The sequence below is a fragment of the Bradyrhizobium sp. WSM1743 genome (assembly GCF_000473065.1).
Taxonomy (GTDB): Bacteria; Pseudomonadota; Alphaproteobacteria; order Rhizobiales; family Xanthobacteraceae; genus Bradyrhizobium.
The window spans coordinates 1-17,029 of record NZ_AXAZ01000107.1; the positions used below are offsets into that span (position 1 = coordinate 1).

The window sequence follows — 17,029 nt, forward strand, 5'->3', positions numbered from 1 at the left end:
CAGGCCGTGAAGCATCCCTCGCTCGGCGAAGCCCTGTGCTCGCCGAAGGTGATCGCGCTCAGCCTGATCTATTTCGGCTTCGTCGGCGCNCTNTACGGNATGCAGTTCTGGCTGCCGCAGATCGTCAAGGCGTTCGGCCTCACCAACGCGCAGACCGGCTTCGTCACCGCGATCCCCTATCTGTTCGGCACCATCGCCATGATCCTGTGGGCGCGGCATTCGGATGCGAGCCGCGAGCGCGTCATGCATGTCGGCGCTTACCACTTCGGGCGCTGGGTAATCGCGGCGCGCCCTCTTTAGGCTGCAGGCGGTTCACCAAGGAAACCGTCGACAGCACCGAAGACCGGACGTGGCGGCGACGCGGCCAAATCAACGCAAATGACCCATACCAGCCTTGAGGCGTGCGGCCTCAGCCAGCTTGCTTGGCCGACCAAGGCACAAGCCCCTCGGCCGTCAGAGCAGCAACAACGGCAGGGCGAGATGCTACTCGCTGGCGATGCGCAAGTACGGCGCCGCACGGCGCCAGATCGAAATTCACCCACCTTGCCCAGTTCGATATGACGAACAAGTACGCATCTGCCACCGAATAGTCATCTCCCATGAGATATTCGTTCGATAAAAGATGACCATCGAGATAGGTGAAGCGCGCTCGAAGACGCGCACGAAATACATCTCTACCTTGCTCTGGCACGCCCTTATAGAACAGCGGCGGGAAGGTCACCCTTGTGCATCTCGCTCGCGAAGAAATTGAGCCACGCTTAAGGTTTCACGCGGTCCATCGTGCCGTTTGGCGGACCGAACTTCTTTTTCCGTGAGCAGTGGAATTGGCTCAACCCTTACATTGGATTTGGCTCGTTACAGATCGGACGTGGTCACGGTCAGAACCGATCGACGCGAATGACCCAAGGCCGATCTTGCCGGATGCCCATGTTTGTACGTGAGCAAATCACCAATCTTTTGCCGTACTCGACTGCGCCTCGCCGCGAGGCGTCGTCAGCTTGCGCAAATCCTCTCTTGCAGCAACGCGTGGAGCTTTTCAGCGCCGGTAGGCCAGTAGGGAACACTGCGCTGTAACGGCCTTACCTGGGGAGCCTGAAGTGATATCCTGAACGAACCGACATCAACGTGGAGGGACAACCATGCGCACAGCAGTCTGGGCCGCAAACGTCATAGCGTTCGTCATAATGTTCTCCGCTGACGTCTTATCGACGTGGGCGGCGGGACCAGACGCGGAAGTGAAGGCACTCCATGCCGCCGATCAGGCCTGGCTGAAAGGCTTCACCGCCGCCGATGGCGATGCGATGGCGAAGTTGTACGACGAACATGCAGTTCTGATGCCACCCAACGCGCCGGCTGTCACAGGCCGCGACGCCATTCGCAACTCGCTGGCGAACATGGCATCGGACGCAGCCAAAGCCGGCCTTGTGTTCAGCTTCGGCGACAAACAGGATGGCGGCGCAAACGGCAATCTGGGTTGGTCTTCGGGCTCCTATACAGTCAAGGATAAGGCAGGCAATGTTGTCGAGGCCGGCAAGTTCTTGTCGGTATCGAAAAAGGTCGGCGGCAAATGGCTGTATTGGCGAGACACCTGGAACGCTGACAGTCCACCAAAATAGTTGGGCCACATTGCGCTTCGAGATGAATGTACTTTGCTGCGGGACCACGTTGTCGCGCGGCGTTCCGGCTTGTCTCTGGGGTGATCGATAGCTGATGCGTCCCTTGCCTCTGCTTTCCTTCTTGGCGGTATCCAAGCCAAGCCTTCAAGCTGCCCTCTGCATCTACGGCTTGAAGTCGGCTTGCGAGGTCCAGGATGGCCGCGACGCCCACTCGTGACCCAACGCGGACATCGGAGCCGTTTGTGTTGACCTGATTGTTGGTGCGACATCCTGGCCATATGAAGGTCTTTTGGATGAGCGTGGGATTCTGTAGTCTTCTTTGGAGCTGCTTTTCGAGACGGGACGCGCCGACGTCTCCGTTCGAGGCGAATGGCAGCGGGGAATGCCATCGGCAGGCATCGCACTCTCAATAAAGCCGACAGTCCTATTGTGCCGGTCTCACGAGCATTGCGCGCGCGCGAGTTCGTTCGACCGCAACGAGGGAGTGCTGCTCATGTTTAGAAAAACTCATACGGAACCAGTCGACCCCGCGGCGGGCAATGGAATTCTAAGCCGCCGCATCTTTCTTGAAGGCGCGGTCGTTGTCGGTGCGACCGGCGCGGGCCTGTCCCGCGGATCGGCAGAACCGCTTACAGTGCAGCCATGGATGAAGGTGCCGGGTGCAGGATTTGCTGGCTATGGCCAGCCCTCACCGTTCGAGAGCAAGGTGGTCAAAGTGTTTCCGCCGCCGCCGAACCCGCCCGGTGTCGGCGCGTCACGCACGCCGCTGCACATGCTCGAAGGAATGATCACGCCATCCGGACTGCATTTCGAACGTAGCCATTCCGGCGTCCCAGAGATAGATCCCGATCAACACCGGCTGGTGATCCATGGACTTGTGAAGCGTCCGCTTGTGTTTACGGTCGAAGCGCTATCGCGCTATCCGATGCAATCGCGCATCGCCTTCATCGAGTGTGGCGGCAACAGCCTGGCGCTCAACGCGCCTCAGGCCCAGCCGCTCAATGTGGCGGCTACTCACGGCCTGATGGGTTGCTCGGAATGGACTGGCGTGCGGCTCTCCACGTTGCTCGACGAAGCCGGCATCGAACCGGAGGCGCGCTGGGTGATCGCCGAGGGCGCTGATGCTGCCGCCATGAGCCGTAGCATCCCACTCACCAAGGCGATGGATGATGCGCTGCTCTGTCTCTATCAGAACGGCGAGCGAGTGCGGCCTTCGAACGGCTATCCGGTGCGGCTGCTGTTGCCTGGTTTTGAGGGCAACATGAATGTGAAGTGGCTGCGCCGCCTCAAGCTGACTGCCGGCCCCGCCATGACCAAAGACGAAACATCGAAGTACACGATCCTGCTCAAGAACGAAAAGGCCTGGCAGTTCGTGTTTCCGATGGAAGTCAAATCCGTCATCACGCGGCCGTCGCCGGGGCTCGCCCTGAGGGGACCGGGATTCTACGAGATTTCCGGACTTGCCTGGTCGGGCAACGGCAGCATCCGGCAGGTCGACGTGTCGGCTGACGGCGGACGAAGCTGGGCGCCGGCGGCTTTGCAGGGCCCGATCCTGCCAAAGGCCCCTGTGCGCTTCCGCGCAGCGTGGCAATGGAACGGCGGTCCCGCCGTGCTGCAGAGTCGTGCCACCGACGAGATGGGCATGGTGCAGCCAACGCGCGCGCAGTTCGCCAACGAGCGCGGCTTGCGTGGGATTTATCACTACAACGCCATCGCAAGCTGGCGCATCGACGAGAAGGGGGAGGCCAGCAATGTTTACGCTTAAACCCATTGCAGCCTGTGCATCCATGCTGACCATCGCACCGGCGGCGCTGGCCCAAGTCCCGCAGTTCGGGCAACCGATCGCGCCCGCCGATATTGCAGCGTGGGACATCAGCATCGGACCGGATGGCGCAGGTCTGCCGCCTAGTCGAGGTACCGCAATCGAGGGTGAGGCGATCTATGTAGCGAAATGTCAGGCCTGTCACGGCGAGAAGGGCATCAATCCCAGTGTCGCACTCTCTGGAGCGCTGGTGGGGGGTATGGGCACACTCGCGCCGGACAAAACACCGATCAAAACTGTGGGAAGTTACTGGCCCTACGCAACGACGCTGTTCGATTACACCCGTCGCGCAATGCCATTCCAGGAATCGAAATCGCTGACCGCGGACGAGATCTACGCCGTATCGGCCTATATTCTCAATCTCAACGGCATCATCGGATCGAACGATGTGATGGATGCGCAGTCGCTGCCCAAGGTGAGAATGCCGAACCAGGACGGGTTCATCCCGTTCCCGCGCAATCCGAAGTAGCTTCGGGCGCGACCTTGATCGGCTGGTGGCCCATCAGCGAACTGGCGGCGCGCTTCGTTGAGGTCCGCTCATTGAGGCGGAGCGGACTGGCTTGCTTACATTGAGTTCTTCGAATTTTGACGCTTAGCGGCCTCCAACCCCTGAACTTTGATCGCTGTCTTTAGGGCTTAGCGGACCACGCGCGGCGGCGACGTGTGCGCGACTTCACCGCGGCCGTCCAACCTGAGCCGGCGCGATCGGCACGTCCCAAGGCGCTGGCGGACGCTGCAAGCCGCAACCTTGGGAGATGTAAAAAGGACCTGCTTGCGGGTTGCCGGGCGAGCGGAGACAAGTAGCAGGCGGGCAGATGAGCCCGTTCTCTAGAACCAACGAAAGGAGACCAAGATGATCACCATTCAAGGCTACGAAGCGTCGCTGGAGGCCGCCAAGCGTGCGCTTGAGGCAGCGCAGAACGCGGCTCGCGCGGAATGTCGGACACGCCGTGGGCAATGCCGAGTGGGCCTTCCTGCGGGACAAGTTCGATGTCAACGCGCTGATTGATCATGTCAGCGAACTCGCGGCGAAGCCGGACTTCGTGGCGAAGCTGCATGCCGCCACTGACAAGGCACGCAACGAGCAGCCCCAGCGCGGCAGGCCGCCGAAGGCGAGCACCGCGGCGGCGGAGCTGAAGACCATCATGCAGTCGAACGGCGGCGCCAGCGGCACGGCAGTGTAGCGTTAAGTCTATTGCTTCTCATCGGTCTCGCGACCGTTGCCGAGAGGTTCACGCAACAATATCATTGATACATCCCTCGTTGCGTAACAGCGATCAGGCAAGACGAGATTTTTCAAGGATTTACCGGAATGTGGTAGCGGGGGAGGGACTCCCTACCCTGGCCGTGAATTCTCGAGCAAAATCAACGAAAGCCGCCGCACGCGATGCGACTGTGTCTTGTGCTGGTGATACAAAGTAGCGATAACGGAAGCAAGGTCGGTGCCGTCGAACGTGGATGCGACGGTCCCTTGTGGGGACTGATCGTACTGTTTTTGACTGCAAGTTACCGCACGATCGACGCGGACCGCGAGTTGGCTTCCCATTGGAATCGAGCCTGGCAGAGGACCGGCCCGGTTTGTTGGCCACACCAACCTCAACGCAAGTTCAGGCCGGGAGGCTCACAAGACTCTTCAGGAGTGGCTACGGGTTCGCTGCGAGCCATCTTCGACTTGGCCCGTGCACCGGGTCTCACCTTGGCCAGGGCCTGCTCAGATACCATGAGGGGCTGACGATCCGGGGGGAGCTTCCATCCCTCCGAAGCCTTTCCATAGTGGGATGCCGAGGTCTCTGCTGAGGCGTGCCCCATGATAGAGGCGATCTCGGCGGCTGTGTAGCCAGCGCGGGCGAGGGTCGCCCGTCCCTGCGAGCGGGTCGACTTTAGAGTTATGCCCTCAGCCCAACTCTCGCCCTTGCGTAGTTCGCGAAGAGCCGCCCCATAGCGTCTGACGAGGAGCGTCCGATCTCCATCGACCGCGTTCAGATCCTCTCGAAGCAGCACGAGCAGTTCGCGAAACTCTCGCAGCTCCCAGCCTGGGATCGCGTCCATCAGACCAATCCTTCGAATTTCGCCGATGCCCTTTCCGTTGGCAGGGGACCACTTTGCCGATCGAACTGAGAGCTGATTTCCATCGAGCCTGGCACCCAAAAGTTCGCACGGGCGCGTCAAAACCTCGGGGCCATACTCCAATAGTCCTCCCACGATGTCGTAGGTTCGGCTGCCTTTTGCATACGCCATGCTCGTGAGCGTGGCGAAGCTCTCGGGCTTGACGTGTTTCCGCGACTTGGCCGAGGTCCGAACCTCCGTAACTTTCGTTCCGATCGAGGCCGTGCCTCCGTCAGGCATCATGCGCGCGACCAGGGCTTTGGCATCCTCCTCATTCAGGGAGCCCGCTTCGAACAGATCGCGCAAATGCTGGAGGATTACGGCTCGATAGACATAATATGAACGCTTCCTCAGTTCTTTCGCGCGCGATCGGACATCCTCGATCACGTCGACTACCGAAGCTGCCGACTCTCGCGCACGAGCAAGACTCCGCTCCATGCCAGCGTAACGCCCCCGGTATTTCGCTTCAGTGTCGGGCGTTCGAGAGCGCGCGTTGCCCGCAAGATCAGGCGCTTCGAGGCATGCGGGAAAAGGGGTCATGGTGTTCTGGGGGCTGCTATATTACAGTTGCTGCTCGCGGAGTATGGGCGCAGGCGGCGCAAGCCACAAGCCGAATGGCAGCACGGTCAAGCACAACGTTCTCAGCAGGATCTTCGCCAGCTCGGCACGGTTGACGGCGGCGATCGCACCGTGTCTGACGGTCACTTACCGGCAACTCACCGGCAACTTACCGTGCGATCGGGGACGAACACGAGTTAGCTTCCCATAAACACCACTTTTTCCTGGCCGCCTGTCCATATCGGGTGCGGTCGTCGAGCTTGGCATTTGGCTTTGTCCTTTGGCCCGTCGGTCGAGGGCGACTGGCCGTATTTGCGGATCGAACGCGACCTAGAAGGTGCGCCAGCAGGGCCGCATCATGTCGGTCGCGGCTATCGTCGCGGTCGGTGCCAAAAATGACGGCCGGCGCGAAGTTCTCGCTAAGGATGTCGGAGCGTCCCAGGCCGCGACGTTCTGGACGGTGTTGTCAAACGCTATCCACCGCTGACAGGAAGCGAGCGAAGGCGCCCCACAGAAGCTCACGAAGCAAAGGTAGACCGATCATCGGCCAAGCCGGGCGCGGCGGGGCGGCCGACAAAGGCCCGCCGAGATGTGGGGTGCTGGGCGTGGTGCGGTCCAGCGGGCCGGTCGCCGCCGGCGACCGCTCGCGGGTTCGGCTGCTGCCCTTCTCGTCTCGCGCCTTACCGCCCCTCTAAAGCTACTGCCTGCTACCGGTTCCGCATTAGACCCGAGGACGACAGGAACGAAACGTGCGGAGGTGGCTTGGTCGCAAAAGGAATGACGACATGAAGCTCTCCAGATTTGCTCTACTCGTCGCTGTTCTCGTTCCCGTGGCCGCGTTCGCCCAAGGGGGCGGAGGCGGCGGTGGCGGATCGGGCGGCGGCGGTACCGGCGGCGGCGCCACTTCAGGTGCAGGAACAGGTTCAACATCTTCGGGCGCAGGAGCTGCCGGTACGGCCGCATCCACGGCGAATGGAGGCGCGTCATCGGCGACAGGGGCGACCGGCAGCCCAGGGCCGGGCGGAGCCGCGGCGGCCGGCAATACCAATAACCAGACCACCGGCAACACCAATAGCCAAGCTACCGGCCAACTGCCCAATCAGCAGACGGGTAACGGCAATGGCCTCAGCACAGGGATAACGCCGGGCACCAATACAGTCGGCACGGCAGCGCCTTCCGGTTCGCCTGGCTCCAACGCGCAGAACACCGCGCCTGCGGGCGGTGTCGGCAAGCCGACCACTACGAACGAACAGGACAGCGACGCCAAGATCGATCAAGAGAACAACAAAGCCGACAAGACAGTGGGGAAGATTTGCAAAAATTGCTGAAGCTCTTAGCGTCGGCCTCGATCGTCTCAATTGCAATGCTCGCTACGGCTTTGTCCGCGGAAGTAAAGGGCAACCGACACAACCATCATCCCGCCACGCCCACGATGGAGCAGCCGTCCACAGGTAAGCCCAGTGGCGACGAGCGGCGCGATCCAGCCGACATAGCGTTGGAAAGGAAGATCAAGAGCATCTGCCGAGATTGCTAGTCTTCGGCGACAGAGAGCGTAACAGGTCCGACGAGTAAGTCGCCACATGTGGACTGGAAACAACGCTGCAGGCCCGCAGTGTCGATAATGACCCCGAAGCAGACATTCAGAAGCGGACTTCGCCGCCGGTTTGCTGTCGTCTCCGTCTCTGTTGTGCCAGCACTCCCCCGAACGAGTTGAACGCGCATCGCAGGGCCATCACGATGACCGCCGAAAAGAGATACGAGATGGCGAGCAGCGTCCAAATCGGCCTTCTTCCGCGGGCTACGCGCGCGACGAGCATCTTCAGCCCCGCCAGCATTCGTCCGCGGGAAGCCGGTGCAGGTAGGCGAGGCCGAAGCTTGCCAGTTCTTCGGGATCGCCTTCGCGGGCTTCCCATCTCCCTTGTAGATGACACTCGAGCAGGCAGCGGCGACTGTCCTGAGCACCGACGTCAGGATGCATCGCCTGGTACACCGTCCAGGCCGTCTCTCCCGCCCTTCTCACCGCGACTTCGTCGGCCATCCCTCACGCTCCGGAGATCGCATCAAGTGTCGATGCCAACTCTGCGCGAGGGCGAAGGTTTCCGGTTTTTCCCGACAGTCATCGAGCTGCTTCCGGAGCGACTCTAGGCGGCGCACCACACCAGCGAATGGCTCGTCAGGCCACCGGAACACCGTAGTAGGCGTTCTAGAGCGCGTGGTCGCCGGGTCGCTCCAATTCCAACTGCTCTCGTCGGCGTATTTGGGGGCGCCGCGGAGCTGGTCCTGGGTGATGCCGGTGACGTAGCCGCCGAGGTTGGTGTCGTATTTCAACGCCTGCCAGGGCAGCGGATAATAATCGTCGCCAATACCGAGCAGGCCGCAAGCTGAGCACCGCGTAGGACACCTTGCCGCTGACCTTGTCGATCATGACGCGCTCGATGTAGCCGACCTTTTCCCCGTCGGCCCCGTACACGTTCGTGCCCTCGACTTTGTCGCTGCCGATCAGGCTGAACGTCTCGCGATGTTCCTCCCGAGTGTTGTCCTCCGGAGTCAACCGCACGACGATGGCACCGTTCCTTACCGGAGCTTGTTGGCCCCGGACCGGATGAGACGGCCTCGAGCCCTGCCTTGAAGGGACGCAGGCTCGTGGTCCTGCGCCGTGCGAATTGCGGACGGGCTCGACCCTCGAGCTTACGGATCCTGTAGTTCGGAAGCCGATCGGTGGCAGTTCCGGAGATTAGCCGGAAGCTCGGAGGAACGATACTCGGCGTACCCCATTCTCTGCTCAGAGACCGTCGCCAGCCGTTGAACTACGGCGCCTGTCGCGGATAGCCAAAGGTCTCACGACCCGCTATTCAGAACTAGCGCTCGCGAGGATAGCCAAAGGCGGCGGCCTCTCCGTAACCTCGGTGGCGCAGAGTCATCGCACAACTTATCTGCCCCTCAGCGAGAGACTGATGCGCGTTACGATGTGATCCCACTCGCGCTCTTCGCTCGCCGGGTAGTTGATCAAGACGCAGTGAATCAATCGGCTCGAGAAGTTGCACCGGTTGTACCAGACCTTGTCGCCCTTGTAGCTGGACACCGCAAAGAACCGAGGCGTCGTTCGCTTGTATTGAATGTGCGCGGGCGGATGCTTCTTTGCGAGAAATGCAGCGGGTGAATCGTTCGAGACGTTGGGTGCGGCCTGTATCGTAAGGTCGGCTCGGCCGTCAGCCGTCCGAAATCGCTGTCCGTACCCGTCCGGACGGCCCGCTTCTTCGGTAAAGATCGAGGCCGGGAAATCCACCGAGGTACCCGTCTGCGGGATGGAATACGTCGTCCATCTCACCGGTTGGGCCGAGACCGTGGAGTTCGAGGCGACAAGTGCGAGAACGAGCGCCGACACCATCCATTTCATCGCGTCTCCTCCCGGGAATCACGAAGACCCGACGAGCTGCGTCTCGGCTTCGAGCATCCTGGTGCCGACGTTCGGATCGGCCTCGGGCGAAGGCAGCGTCAGATCCGGAAGGTCACTTCTGGCCGGACGGCGCCCGAGCATTCGAATCCTTCGGGTTCTTCTTGTTCGCCTCATGATGGCCGATCACGCAGCCGGCGGCAGCGCCGAGCTTGCCGTGCCCTGCCATGTGGCCGGCGACGCCGCCCACGATGGCGCCCTTCATGCAACCCTTCGCCTCCGCGCCGGAGGCCGATGCCAGCGCCACTGCAGCCACGCATGCCGCCGTGAAGATCCATTTCATGAGCGTTCTCCGGGCCCGGTTTCCGCGAGATCAATTCGATCCGGAGGCGGTCGTTCCGCTGCGGACACGTTCCTGACTGCAGCTCCGCGATTCGCTCATGGGCAGCGGAGCCGACCTCCTCGGCGAGAGCCGCCACCCGCCCTTCGCGTCAAGGAGCAAGTCGCTGGCCTCCGAGTTTCAGCCCTACATCGTCGCCAGGATGCTCGAGGCTGCCGCGATCGCCAAGTCGGACTGGGTTCTGGAGATCGGCGCGGGTTCGGGTTATCAGGCGGGGCTCGCCGCCAAGCTTGGGCGGGAGGTTTGCGCGCTCGAGCGCCATGAGGCATTTGGTGGAGCGCGCCCGGTCGCGCCTTCGGTATCTCGGCTGCCGCAATGTGGATCTGCGTCACGGCAACGGGACCGCAGCATGGCCGGAAGGCGGCGAGTTCGAGTGATCCTGGTGTCGGCCGCCGGCGCGCAGACGCCCGCGGTCCTCAAGACTCAACTTACTCCGTTGGGACGACTGCTCATCCCGCTCGGCGATCCTGGTGGAGTGCAGTGGCTGACGAAGCTGACAAGCGAGCCGGACGGTAGTTTCATCGAGGAAAGGATCGAGGAGGTCCGCTTCGTTCCTCTGATCTCCGGCTGAAAGCCCGCTCGCCGTCTCAATTGGCGCAAAAAGGCCGCCCGGAGGCGGCTAGTTTTTGATCTTCGCTTCTTCTGCTTACTTCTTGAGGGCGTCAGCGGCGTCCCGCGCTGCATCTTTCACGTCCCCCGCGGCGTTGTGGGCGGACCCCTTGGCCTTATCGATGTTGCCTTCGGTTTCCATGTCCTTGTCGCCAGTGAGCTTGCCGGCCCCTTCTTTGATGGCGCCTTTTGCCTTGTCGGCGGCGCCCTTCACATGTTCGCGGTCCATAATCTATCCTTTGCTGTCCGGAGATCAGCACAACGAAAGTGTTGCGCAGGGGTTCCTCGCAGAAACAAAGCACGGTGTTTTCAACGAACACTCTGAACGTGGCCCTTGGCCGAGCAAAGCTGGGGTGTTTGCAATGTCGGCTATTGGCGGCAGGACCGGACGCGCGGCCATGCCTGTCCCAATCACCGCCCGCGCTGACGATCAGACGCCGCCGCAACGACGAATGCAGACCGGACCGCTATCGAATCCACAACGGCCGAAAAGCCCGTGAATCGCTTGTTTTTCAGGTACCTCATTGCCGGCGCTGCGGATATTCTGCGGTGAGCCGGCCGACCGGTTCTGGCAGCCTTTCCGAGCAGCGATGTTACAGGACCCGATCGATCTGGCAGCTATGGCCGAGGCCTTGAGCCGGTCGCCCGACTACCGAGTCCTGCGGCGTCTGGTCGCCAGACCCAGGTACGTGCCGACGCTCGGGCAGGACGTCAGGACCGGCGTCCTGCTGGATACCGAGACGACCGGATCCCGGCCCGTTCACGCATCATGAGTTCAAACAGGCCCGCAGCCACGGCGGCCACCGGTAAGCCAAAGAGCCACGCTTCAGTGGAGGGCAAAGGATTGCCGTAGCTATTGAGGTAGCTTTGGCGGTCAAGAGGGATAGCGAAGCAATACGCCAAGAAGCTCGCCCAGCTTATCCATCTTGCAATTCGCAAAAGCACCCACGTCACAAACGCTGCCTTGTTCATGACCGGTATCCTCTCTAACCAGGCTCCCGCCTTGCTAAAGCTGACTGCTAAGAACTAGGCTATACAGTCGGGCTATACGCAGGTTACCAAACTTGAGGCCGATGACGGTCGATGGGAGGGCGAAGGCATCAAGGACGGTCGTAAGATGGACTTCCACGCCGATCCCAAGACGGGTCAAATCACGCACGAGGAGCCCGGTGACTGACTAACGAGGCCGCCTCAGTTGGCGGCCTCCTCTTTTCGCGAATGTCGCCTGTTGGCCGATTCCGTTGAAAAAGGCGGCTGTTGCGACGCAGAGATATCAGTGATTCAGTCTGTCTAGTTGGCAGGACTGAAGATCATGATGGGGCATCGGCAAGTCGAACAGACCGCGTTGTTCTATGAGTTCTCGCTCGAAAGACATATCCCGACTGATCACTTGCTGCGGTTGATTGACAGGTTTGTCGATCTTGAACAGGTCCGGCGGGACCTGGCGCCCTTCTACAGCAGCATCGGTCGGCCTTCGATCGATCCCGAGCTGATGATCCGGATGCTCCTGATCGGTTACTGCTTCGGCATCCGATCGGAGCGGCGCCTGTGCGATGAGGTCCACCTCAATTTGGCCTACCGGTGGTTCTGCCGGCTCGGTCTAGATGGGGCGGTGCCGGATCTTCGACATTCTCCAAGAACAGGCACGGCCGCTTCCGGCAAAGCGACCTATTCCGTCGCGTGTTCGAGAGCGTGCTGCGCCGCTGCATCGAGGAACGACTGGTCGGCGGTGAGGGATTTGCAGTCGATGCGAGCCTAATCAAGGCCGATGCCAATCGGCAGAAGGGATCGAAGGCGATAAGGGACTTCCGCCGGAGGCTGCCAGCCGAGCAATCGATGAGTATCTGGCTGTCCTTGATGATGCCGTGTTCGGAGCCGCGACCGAGGTTACCCCGAAGTTCGTATCGCCTTCCGATCCGGCGGCGCGCTGGACGGGGGCGCACGGCGGCCAAGCGTTTTTCGCCTATTCGACGAACTATCTGGTCGACATCGAGAACGCGATCATCGTCGATGTTGAGGCAACGACGGCAATCCGGCAGGCGGAGGTATTGGCCGCCAAGCGCATGATTGAGCGCTCGCTGGAGCGGTTTGATCTCTATCCGAGCCGGCTGCTCGGTGACAGCGGCTATGGCTCGGCCGAGATGCTCGCCTGGCTGGTCTATGAGCACGGGATCGAGCCGCACGTTACAGTCTTCGACAAGTCGGCCTGCACAGACGGGATCTTCTCGCGCGACGACTTCACCTATGACCATGCTGGGGACATCTATCGTTGCCCTGGTGGCAAAATTCTTACCACGACCGGAACGTTGGTGAATGATGATGCCACCATGCTTTACCTCGCCAGCAATCGCGATTGTGATCGATGCGCATTGAAGCCCCGATGCTGCCCCAAGCAGGCTTCACGGAGAGTGCCCCGCTCGATCTACGAGGGCGCGCGCGACATGGCGCGCCAGATCGCGAGATCGTGGGAGGGAGGCACCTCGCGCCGGTTCCGCAAGAAAATCGAGATGTTGTTCGCGCACCTCAAGCGCATTCTCAAGCTCGACCGTTTGCGTTTACGAGGTCCAAATGGCGCGCGCGACGAGTTCATCCTGTAAATCGGCGCGATGGAATGACCCCGCCCAGATCAATGATGTCAACGACTTGTCGTGCCGAATCGGCGTCGGGACCCCACGCCGATTCACAAATCGGTTCGCACGAGGATTATCGTTAGGATCGTCGAGGGCTTTAATATCCAGCCTTAGTTCTCGCCGGAGCATCAGGGCTGCAAACGCCACCCAACATCAAAATGCGGCAAACCCTGCTATGCTGGCGGCCTTCCACGAGTGCCCGAAAAACCGAAATACAACGATAATAAGGCGGACACACGCAGCGGGGTCGCAGACAGCCACAAATCCGGCCTGTCTTGCTTTCTCGGCCCAAGACCGTGTCCTTTGGCAGACGATGTCGGCCATCGCTTTGCCTTTCGACGCTCCGCTTCCCGTACGACCCGCTATCCAATCCACTAACATGTGGAGCGCCTGTTGTAACGTGCAACCCCCGCACGCGAACGGCCCTCAAAACCCCTGGACGCCGGAGGTCGCCTTAGGGTCAAACTCTGCCCTAGTGTCCGCGCATCGCCACTTCCGGTGTCCATCTGACAGCCGACGCTCGAATTGTCGTGCGGTTGGACGGCTCAGGGCCACAGGCGGACTCACGCAGCGCAGCATCATTCGATCACCTCGTCGGCGGTCGCGAGTAGCGCGGTCGGGATGCTCAGGCCGAGTGCGCTGGCAGTTTTGAGATTGATCACCAACCGGAAGCGTTCGGCCTGCTCGATCGGGAGGTCGGCAGCTTTCGAGCCTCGCAACAGCTTCGCAACATAAGTGGCGGAACGACGATTAAGGTCGACGAGATCGGGGCCATAAGCGAGCAGACCACCCTCGATCGCATCTTCTCGCCAGTAGTAAACAGCCGGAATTCGGTTTTGCGCGGCGAGCTCGATGATCTTCCGCCGGTTAGCGGCCCCGATGGGGTCCGCAAGCACGAGCAAGCCCTGGACATCATTCGAAGCCATGGTCTGGAAGGCCCGACCGATGTCCTCGACCGAGCGTTTCACCGCCGGCTGAATACGAAGATGCTGTTCCGCGGCGGCCTTCTGAAGCACTGCCATCGTCTGTGCATGATAGCCGTTGTCGGGGTCGAGGAGGACCGCGAACCGCGATGCCCCCGGCAGCAATTCCACGAGGAGCCCGAAATTCCTGCTGCTCGACGCGACGGCGGAGAGTCCGGTGACGTTTCCGCCGGGCTGCGCGTGACTTGCCGCCAGGCCAACACCAACCGCGTCTGCGGTGGCGGTCACGATCGGGATCGTGCCGGTGACCGCTTTGGCGGCAAGGGCCTCGGGTGTGGTGGGCGCTACGATTACCGCAACGTCCAGAGCGACCAATTCGGCGGCAAACCTTGCCAGTTGCTTCGGATCGTTGTTCCAGAACCGACGCTCGATGATGATGTTCTGGCCCTCGACATACCCCTGCTCGCGCAGCCCACGATCAAAGGCATCAATTCGCTCGTGAGGGACCGACGCCAGAAAGCCGATGCGAGGCAACTTCTTCCTGGCCTGATCGGCGGGCTGCGCGATCAGGCGGCGTGGCCAGACGGCTCCCATGGTCCCGATCAGTGCAATGAACTCACGCCGCTGCATGTGTTCCTCCAAGGACCTTGTGAGATCATGACATTAGCACTTTGCCATGGGGTCGTGTGACCGGGGGTGTGCAAGGCCAAGGGGCGACTAGAACTCGTCACCGCGGGAGGTCCGAGATGGGTCAAAATGCGAAGAACTCGGGGTGAGCAAATCTAGTCCGCTATGGCTCACCGATCGGACCTCAAACCGAACGCTGATGGGCCATTACCAGACATTTCACCACATCGAGGTCCTCCGTAGCTAATTGCTACTGTAGTGGCACACTGCGGCTCCGTGTACATGAAGATAAGTCGAGAACGAAGGGTGCGATGTTTCGATATAAAATATTCTTCCAGGTCGGGAATGAGCTCGGTCTAAATACGCGCGCTTCGAAGAGAGAGGCGTGGATTGATGCCGGCCGACAGACACGCTGCCTCAAGATTTCGTCATTGAATTGACGGCCTCCGCAATGCCAGCGGGGTCTGCGTGCGTGACCATATGTCCGGCATTCGGAACCAGGTGAAGATCGGACCGAAGCAGCGCTTGATGTAAATCTCGCGCTTGCTTGACTTCGATCACCCGGTCCTCTGCTCCGTGGAATATTTGCACCCGGCGGCCCATGGTCGAATAATGGGATTGGAGTTGTGCTGCGGTTGGAATGAGGAGTGCGCTTTCTTCCGCAGCCGCCCTCAATTGTGTAGGCCTGAGAACGAGAGACGTTGGAAATTCATTCTTGAACGCCGGCGGGACAGACCGGGGCGCGAAAATCTTGCGGAGGGCTCCCGGCAAGATGGCCCATGAGATGATAGGCGCGACAGTGTAACTGACCAAGTCGCCCAAGAGCGGTATGGCTGGAGCTGACATCAGCCACACGTCCAATCGGCCGGTCGGGAAGTAGTACCCGGACGCGAGCACAACACCCCGGGTCGGATAATCTTTCCGCACGCCGAGAGCGATGGCGACGAAGGCGCCCCAAGAATGGCCCAGCACCACAGGATCACGGACCCCGAGTTGGTCGAGCGCCTTCATCAACAGAGCTGCTTGAGCTGCTGCGCTCCATATTCGCAGCCGCGGTCGCTGACTGTGGCCAAAGCCCGGGCGGTCGAAGCACACCACGCGATTGTTGCGGGCAAGAAGATCGACCAGCCCACTGATTATGAAGTCCTGGAGCATGGATCCGTTGCCATGGAGCAGCACGACGCAGGGAGCCGCGGGATCGCCCCGATCGATATAGTGGAGTACGACGCCGTCGCACTTTAGAAACTTGCCGATCGGTGGATTCCTCCGTTCCGCCAGCTTGGAGAAGCCGATGTTCCCGATGACGAGAAGTGCCAAGAACAAGGCACCAATGAGCAACACGGTTTCGGCGGTGGTCATTGCTGAGCCTTGATGATCGAGAGCTAAAAGCATCGGCCCTGCTCGAGCAGGTGAGCCCACCAAGGAATAATTGGAAGCTGAAGCGCTCGTTCCTGTTCGCGATGGCGGAGGATTGATTAAAAAATTGCTCGCCCGGAACGGTCCAGAAATGCCCACGTTTGCTCGCTTCGGAAAGATACCCTCACTCCCCTCAGGGCACGCAACTTACTCGGATTGCAGCTCCTGCAGTGCTCGTTTCAGGCCTGAGCCTGTCAACTTGTACACGACGTCCGGCAACTCAAGCGTGGTGCTTGTAAGCCAACCAAGATCCTGAAGTCTTTCGTAGGGGCGGTGATCAGCGCGCACGGACTGCCCGTTGACGTAGATCCGCTTCAAAAGGTCGATATCCTCGACGGTCGGCTGCATCCCGCCCCCTCTGGATGATGAGGATTACGCATGTGGGCAACGGCGGACCCAACCAGGTTTATCAAACTGGCTTTGGCATCCAGAGGGACCGCGTCATTGATGCGCTCATCGAGTGAGTTCGCCGGCATTCAAGCGCGANGAAAGTATCTTCCGACCTGCCGCAGGCACGGAGTTTTGCGACTGCCTTTGCAAGCGATTCGGCAGCCGGATGACGCACTTAACGCGCAGCGGCCGTGACCCGATCATCCATGCGGGCGCGTTTGGCGAGCCACTTGGGACGGCACCAGACCGACACGTACATTGGGCGCCACGCGCNGACTGGTATGTTCATGGAGAAGAGTACGCAGGCAGCCCTTGACCGAAGCAGACTTTCCCGGTCTTTACAGTTCATCTTTTCGGCTCAGTCACAGCGGCGCGAAGCTGTAAAAGATCAATGGCAAGCAGATGTAGGTCCAGCAGANCAGGATGGCNAAGCCGCCCAGGACTATGATGTCTTCAGTCATGTGGGATGCCGCCATTTTCCGGGTATCGTTCGACGGAATTGCGAAGGCAAAGATCAGGACCTGAGGACGAGCACAAC

Annotated in this window: 17 protein-coding genes and 4 pseudogenes; 10 read left to right on the top strand and 11 right to left on the bottom strand. The window is 60.7% G+C overall.

Translation table 11 applies throughout. The features are described 5' to 3' along the window. Positions 1-258: pseudogene (locus tag YU9_RS43685) on the top strand (MFS transporter); the annotation flags it as partial. 151 nt (positions 259-409) lie between these two features. Here the strand turns inward: YU9_RS43685 and YU9_RS46820 are convergent. Beyond that, complete coding sequence (locus YU9_RS46820; RefSeq protein WP_198028358.1) at positions 410-721, bottom strand: glutathione binding-like protein; 312 nt, start codon at positions 719-721, stop codon at positions 410-412. Positions 722-1,139: 418 nt separating this feature from the next. Between YU9_RS46820 and YU9_RS0136330 the strand changes: the two genes are divergently transcribed. From YU9_RS0136330 to YU9_RS0136345, 4 genes are all read left to right on the top strand, one after another. Continuing rightward, on the top strand, positions 1,140-1,616 hold the full coding sequence (locus tag YU9_RS0136330; RefSeq protein WP_084299197.1) for a DUF4440 domain-containing protein: 477 nt from the start codon (positions 1,140-1,142) through the stop codon (positions 1,614-1,616). A 319-nt stretch (positions 1,617-1,935) separates the two neighbouring features. Continuing rightward, positions 1,936-3,381 (top strand): sulfite dehydrogenase, encoded by a 1,446-nt coding sequence (gene soxC, locus YU9_RS0136335; protein ID WP_245266689.1) that lies wholly within the window; start codon positions 1,936-1,938, stop codon positions 3,379-3,381. After that, entirely contained in the window at positions 3,368-3,907 is a 540-nt protein-coding gene (locus YU9_RS0136340; RefSeq protein WP_027577128.1) for a c-type cytochrome, read from the top strand. Before soxC ends, YU9_RS0136340 begins: the two co-directional genes overlap by 14 nt. Before the next feature lie 481 nt (positions 3,908-4,388). Continuing rightward, positions 4,389-4,622 carry a hypothetical protein gene (locus tag YU9_RS0136345; RefSeq protein ID WP_027577129.1) on the top strand — a complete coding sequence of 78 codons (234 nt, stop codon included), beginning with the start codon at positions 4,389-4,391 and terminating at the stop codon, positions 4,620-4,622. A gap of 412 nt (positions 4,623-5,034) precedes the next feature. Here YU9_RS0136345 and YU9_RS0136350 read toward each other — a convergent pair whose 3' ends face one another. Next, positions 5,035-5,931 carry a hypothetical protein gene (locus tag YU9_RS0136350; protein WP_156952330.1) on the bottom strand — a complete coding sequence of 299 codons (897 nt, stop codon included), beginning with the start codon at positions 5,929-5,931 and terminating at the stop codon, positions 5,035-5,037. 529 nt (positions 5,932-6,460) lie between these two features. Here YU9_RS0136350 and YU9_RS51295 point away from each other — a divergent pair. Then, entirely contained in the window at positions 6,461-6,589 is a 129-nt protein-coding gene (locus YU9_RS51295) for a transposase (protein ID WP_156952331.1), read from the top strand. A 298-nt stretch (positions 6,590-6,887) separates the two neighbouring features. After that, the gene (locus tag YU9_RS48495) at positions 6,888-7,430 is read left to right on the top strand and encodes a hypothetical protein (RefSeq protein ID WP_156952332.1); all 543 of its coding nucleotides are present in this window, start codon (positions 6,888-6,890) and stop codon (positions 7,428-7,430) included. Between the two features lie 491 nt (positions 7,431-7,921). Here YU9_RS48495 and YU9_RS0136370 read toward each other — a convergent pair whose 3' ends face one another. From YU9_RS0136370 to YU9_RS0136390, 4 genes and pseudogenes are all read right to left on the bottom strand, one after another. After that, complete coding sequence (locus YU9_RS0136370; RefSeq protein WP_027577131.1) at positions 7,922-8,140, bottom strand: hypothetical protein; 219 nt, start codon at positions 8,138-8,140, stop codon at positions 7,922-7,924. 135 nt (positions 8,141-8,275) lie between these two features. Next, positions 8,276-8,653 (bottom strand): annotated as a pseudogene (locus YU9_RS43695) (PRC-barrel domain-containing protein). 378 nt (positions 8,654-9,031) lie between these two features. Beyond that, positions 9,032-9,499: a hypothetical protein gene (locus YU9_RS0136380; protein WP_027577133.1), complete on the bottom strand. Its 468-nt coding sequence runs from the start codon at positions 9,497-9,499 to the stop codon at positions 9,032-9,034. A 112-nt stretch (positions 9,500-9,611) separates the two neighbouring features. Further along, positions 9,612-9,839: a hypothetical protein gene (locus YU9_RS0136390; RefSeq protein ID WP_027577134.1), complete on the bottom strand. Its 228-nt coding sequence runs from the start codon at positions 9,837-9,839 to the stop codon at positions 9,612-9,614. Between the two features lie 97 nt (positions 9,840-9,936). Between YU9_RS0136390 and YU9_RS43700 the strand changes: the two genes are divergently transcribed. Next, on the top strand, positions 9,937-10,467 hold the full coding sequence (locus YU9_RS43700; RefSeq protein WP_051380644.1) for a protein-L-isoaspartate O-methyltransferase: 531 nt from the start codon (positions 9,937-9,939) through the stop codon (positions 10,465-10,467). A 75-nt stretch (positions 10,468-10,542) separates the two neighbouring features. Here the strand turns inward: YU9_RS43700 and YU9_RS0136400 are convergent, their stop codons facing one another. Then, on the bottom strand, positions 10,543-10,734 hold the full coding sequence (locus tag YU9_RS0136400; protein WP_027577135.1) for a CsbD family protein: 192 nt from the start codon (positions 10,732-10,734) through the stop codon (positions 10,543-10,545). 482 nt (positions 10,735-11,216) lie between these two features. Further along, positions 11,217-11,477, bottom strand: coding sequence for a hypothetical protein (locus YU9_RS48500; protein WP_156952333.1), 261 nt, complete (start codon positions 11,475-11,477; stop codon positions 11,217-11,219). Between the two features lie 67 nt (positions 11,478-11,544). Here YU9_RS48500 and YU9_RS46835 point away from each other — a divergent pair. After that, positions 11,545-11,682, top strand: a pseudogene (locus tag YU9_RS46835) (PepSY domain-containing protein); the annotation flags it as partial. 135 nt (positions 11,683-11,817) lie between these two features. Continuing rightward, positions 11,818-13,102: pseudogene (locus tag YU9_RS43710) on the top strand (transposase). Between the two features lie 611 nt (positions 13,103-13,713). On the opposite strand, the gene YU9_RS0136415 reads toward YU9_RS43710, so the two are convergent. The 3 genes from YU9_RS0136415 to YU9_RS0136425 form a co-directional block, all read right to left on the bottom strand. Next, positions 13,714-14,688: an ABC transporter substrate-binding protein gene (locus tag YU9_RS0136415; protein WP_027577137.1), complete on the bottom strand. Its 975-nt coding sequence runs from the start codon at positions 14,686-14,688 to the stop codon at positions 13,714-13,716. 414 nt (positions 14,689-15,102) lie between these two features. Then, entirely contained in the window at positions 15,103-16,044 is a 942-nt protein-coding gene (locus YU9_RS43715; protein WP_036019063.1) for an alpha/beta fold hydrolase, read from the bottom strand. A gap of 204 nt (positions 16,045-16,248) precedes the next feature. Next, positions 16,249-16,449 carry a hypothetical protein gene (locus YU9_RS0136425; protein ID WP_027577138.1) on the bottom strand — a complete coding sequence of 67 codons (201 nt, stop codon included), beginning with the start codon at positions 16,447-16,449 and terminating at the stop codon, positions 16,249-16,251. Positions 16,450-17,029 lie beyond the last annotated feature (580 nt).

Bases quoted from the DNA above. Each gene is read 5' to 3' on its own strand.
- YU9_RS0136330 (WP_084299197.1), top strand. From the start codon at position 1,140: ATGCGCACAGCAGTCTGGGCCGCAAACGTCATAGCGTTCGTCATAATG.
- YU9_RS0136340 (WP_027577128.1), top strand. From the start codon at position 3,368: ATGTTTACGCTTAAACCCATTGCAGCCTGTGCATCCATGCTGACCATC.
- YU9_RS51295 (WP_156952331.1), top strand. From the start codon at position 6,461: ATGTCGGTCGCGGCTATCGTCGCGGTCGGTGCCAAAAATGACGGCCGG.
- YU9_RS48495 (WP_156952332.1), top strand. From the start codon at position 6,888: ATGAAGCTCTCCAGATTTGCTCTACTCGTCGCTGTTCTCGTTCCCGTG.
- YU9_RS0136370 (WP_027577131.1), bottom strand. From the start codon at position 8,140: ATGGCCGACGAAGTCGCGGTGAGAAGGGCGGGAGAGACGGCCTGGACG.
- YU9_RS0136380 (WP_027577133.1), bottom strand. From the start codon at position 9,499: ATGAAATGGATGGTGTCGGCGCTCGTTCTCGCACTTGTCGCCTCGAAC.
- YU9_RS0136390 (WP_027577134.1), bottom strand. From the start codon at position 9,839: ATGAAATGGATCTTCACGGCGGCATGCGTGGCTGCAGTGGCGCTGGCA.
- YU9_RS43700 (WP_051380644.1), top strand. From the start codon at position 9,937: ATGGGCAGCGGAGCCGACCTCCTCGGCGAGAGCCGCCACCCGCCCTTC.
- YU9_RS0136400 (WP_027577135.1), bottom strand. From the start codon at position 10,734: ATGGACCGCGAACATGTGAAGGGCGCCGCCGACAAGGCAAAAGGCGCC.
- YU9_RS48500 (WP_156952333.1), bottom strand. From the start codon at position 11,477: ATGAACAAGGCAGCGTTTGTGACGTGGGTGCTTTTGCGAATTGCAAGA.
- YU9_RS0136415 (WP_027577137.1), bottom strand. From the start codon at position 14,688: ATGCAGCGGCGTGAGTTCATTGCACTGATCGGGACCATGGGAGCCGTC.
- YU9_RS43715 (WP_036019063.1), bottom strand. From the start codon at position 16,044: ATGACCACCGCCGAAACCGTGTTGCTCATTGGTGCCTTGTTCTTGGCA.
- YU9_RS0136425 (WP_027577138.1), bottom strand. From the start codon at position 16,449: ATGCAGCCGACCGTCGAGGATATCGACCTTTTGAAGCGGATCTACGTC.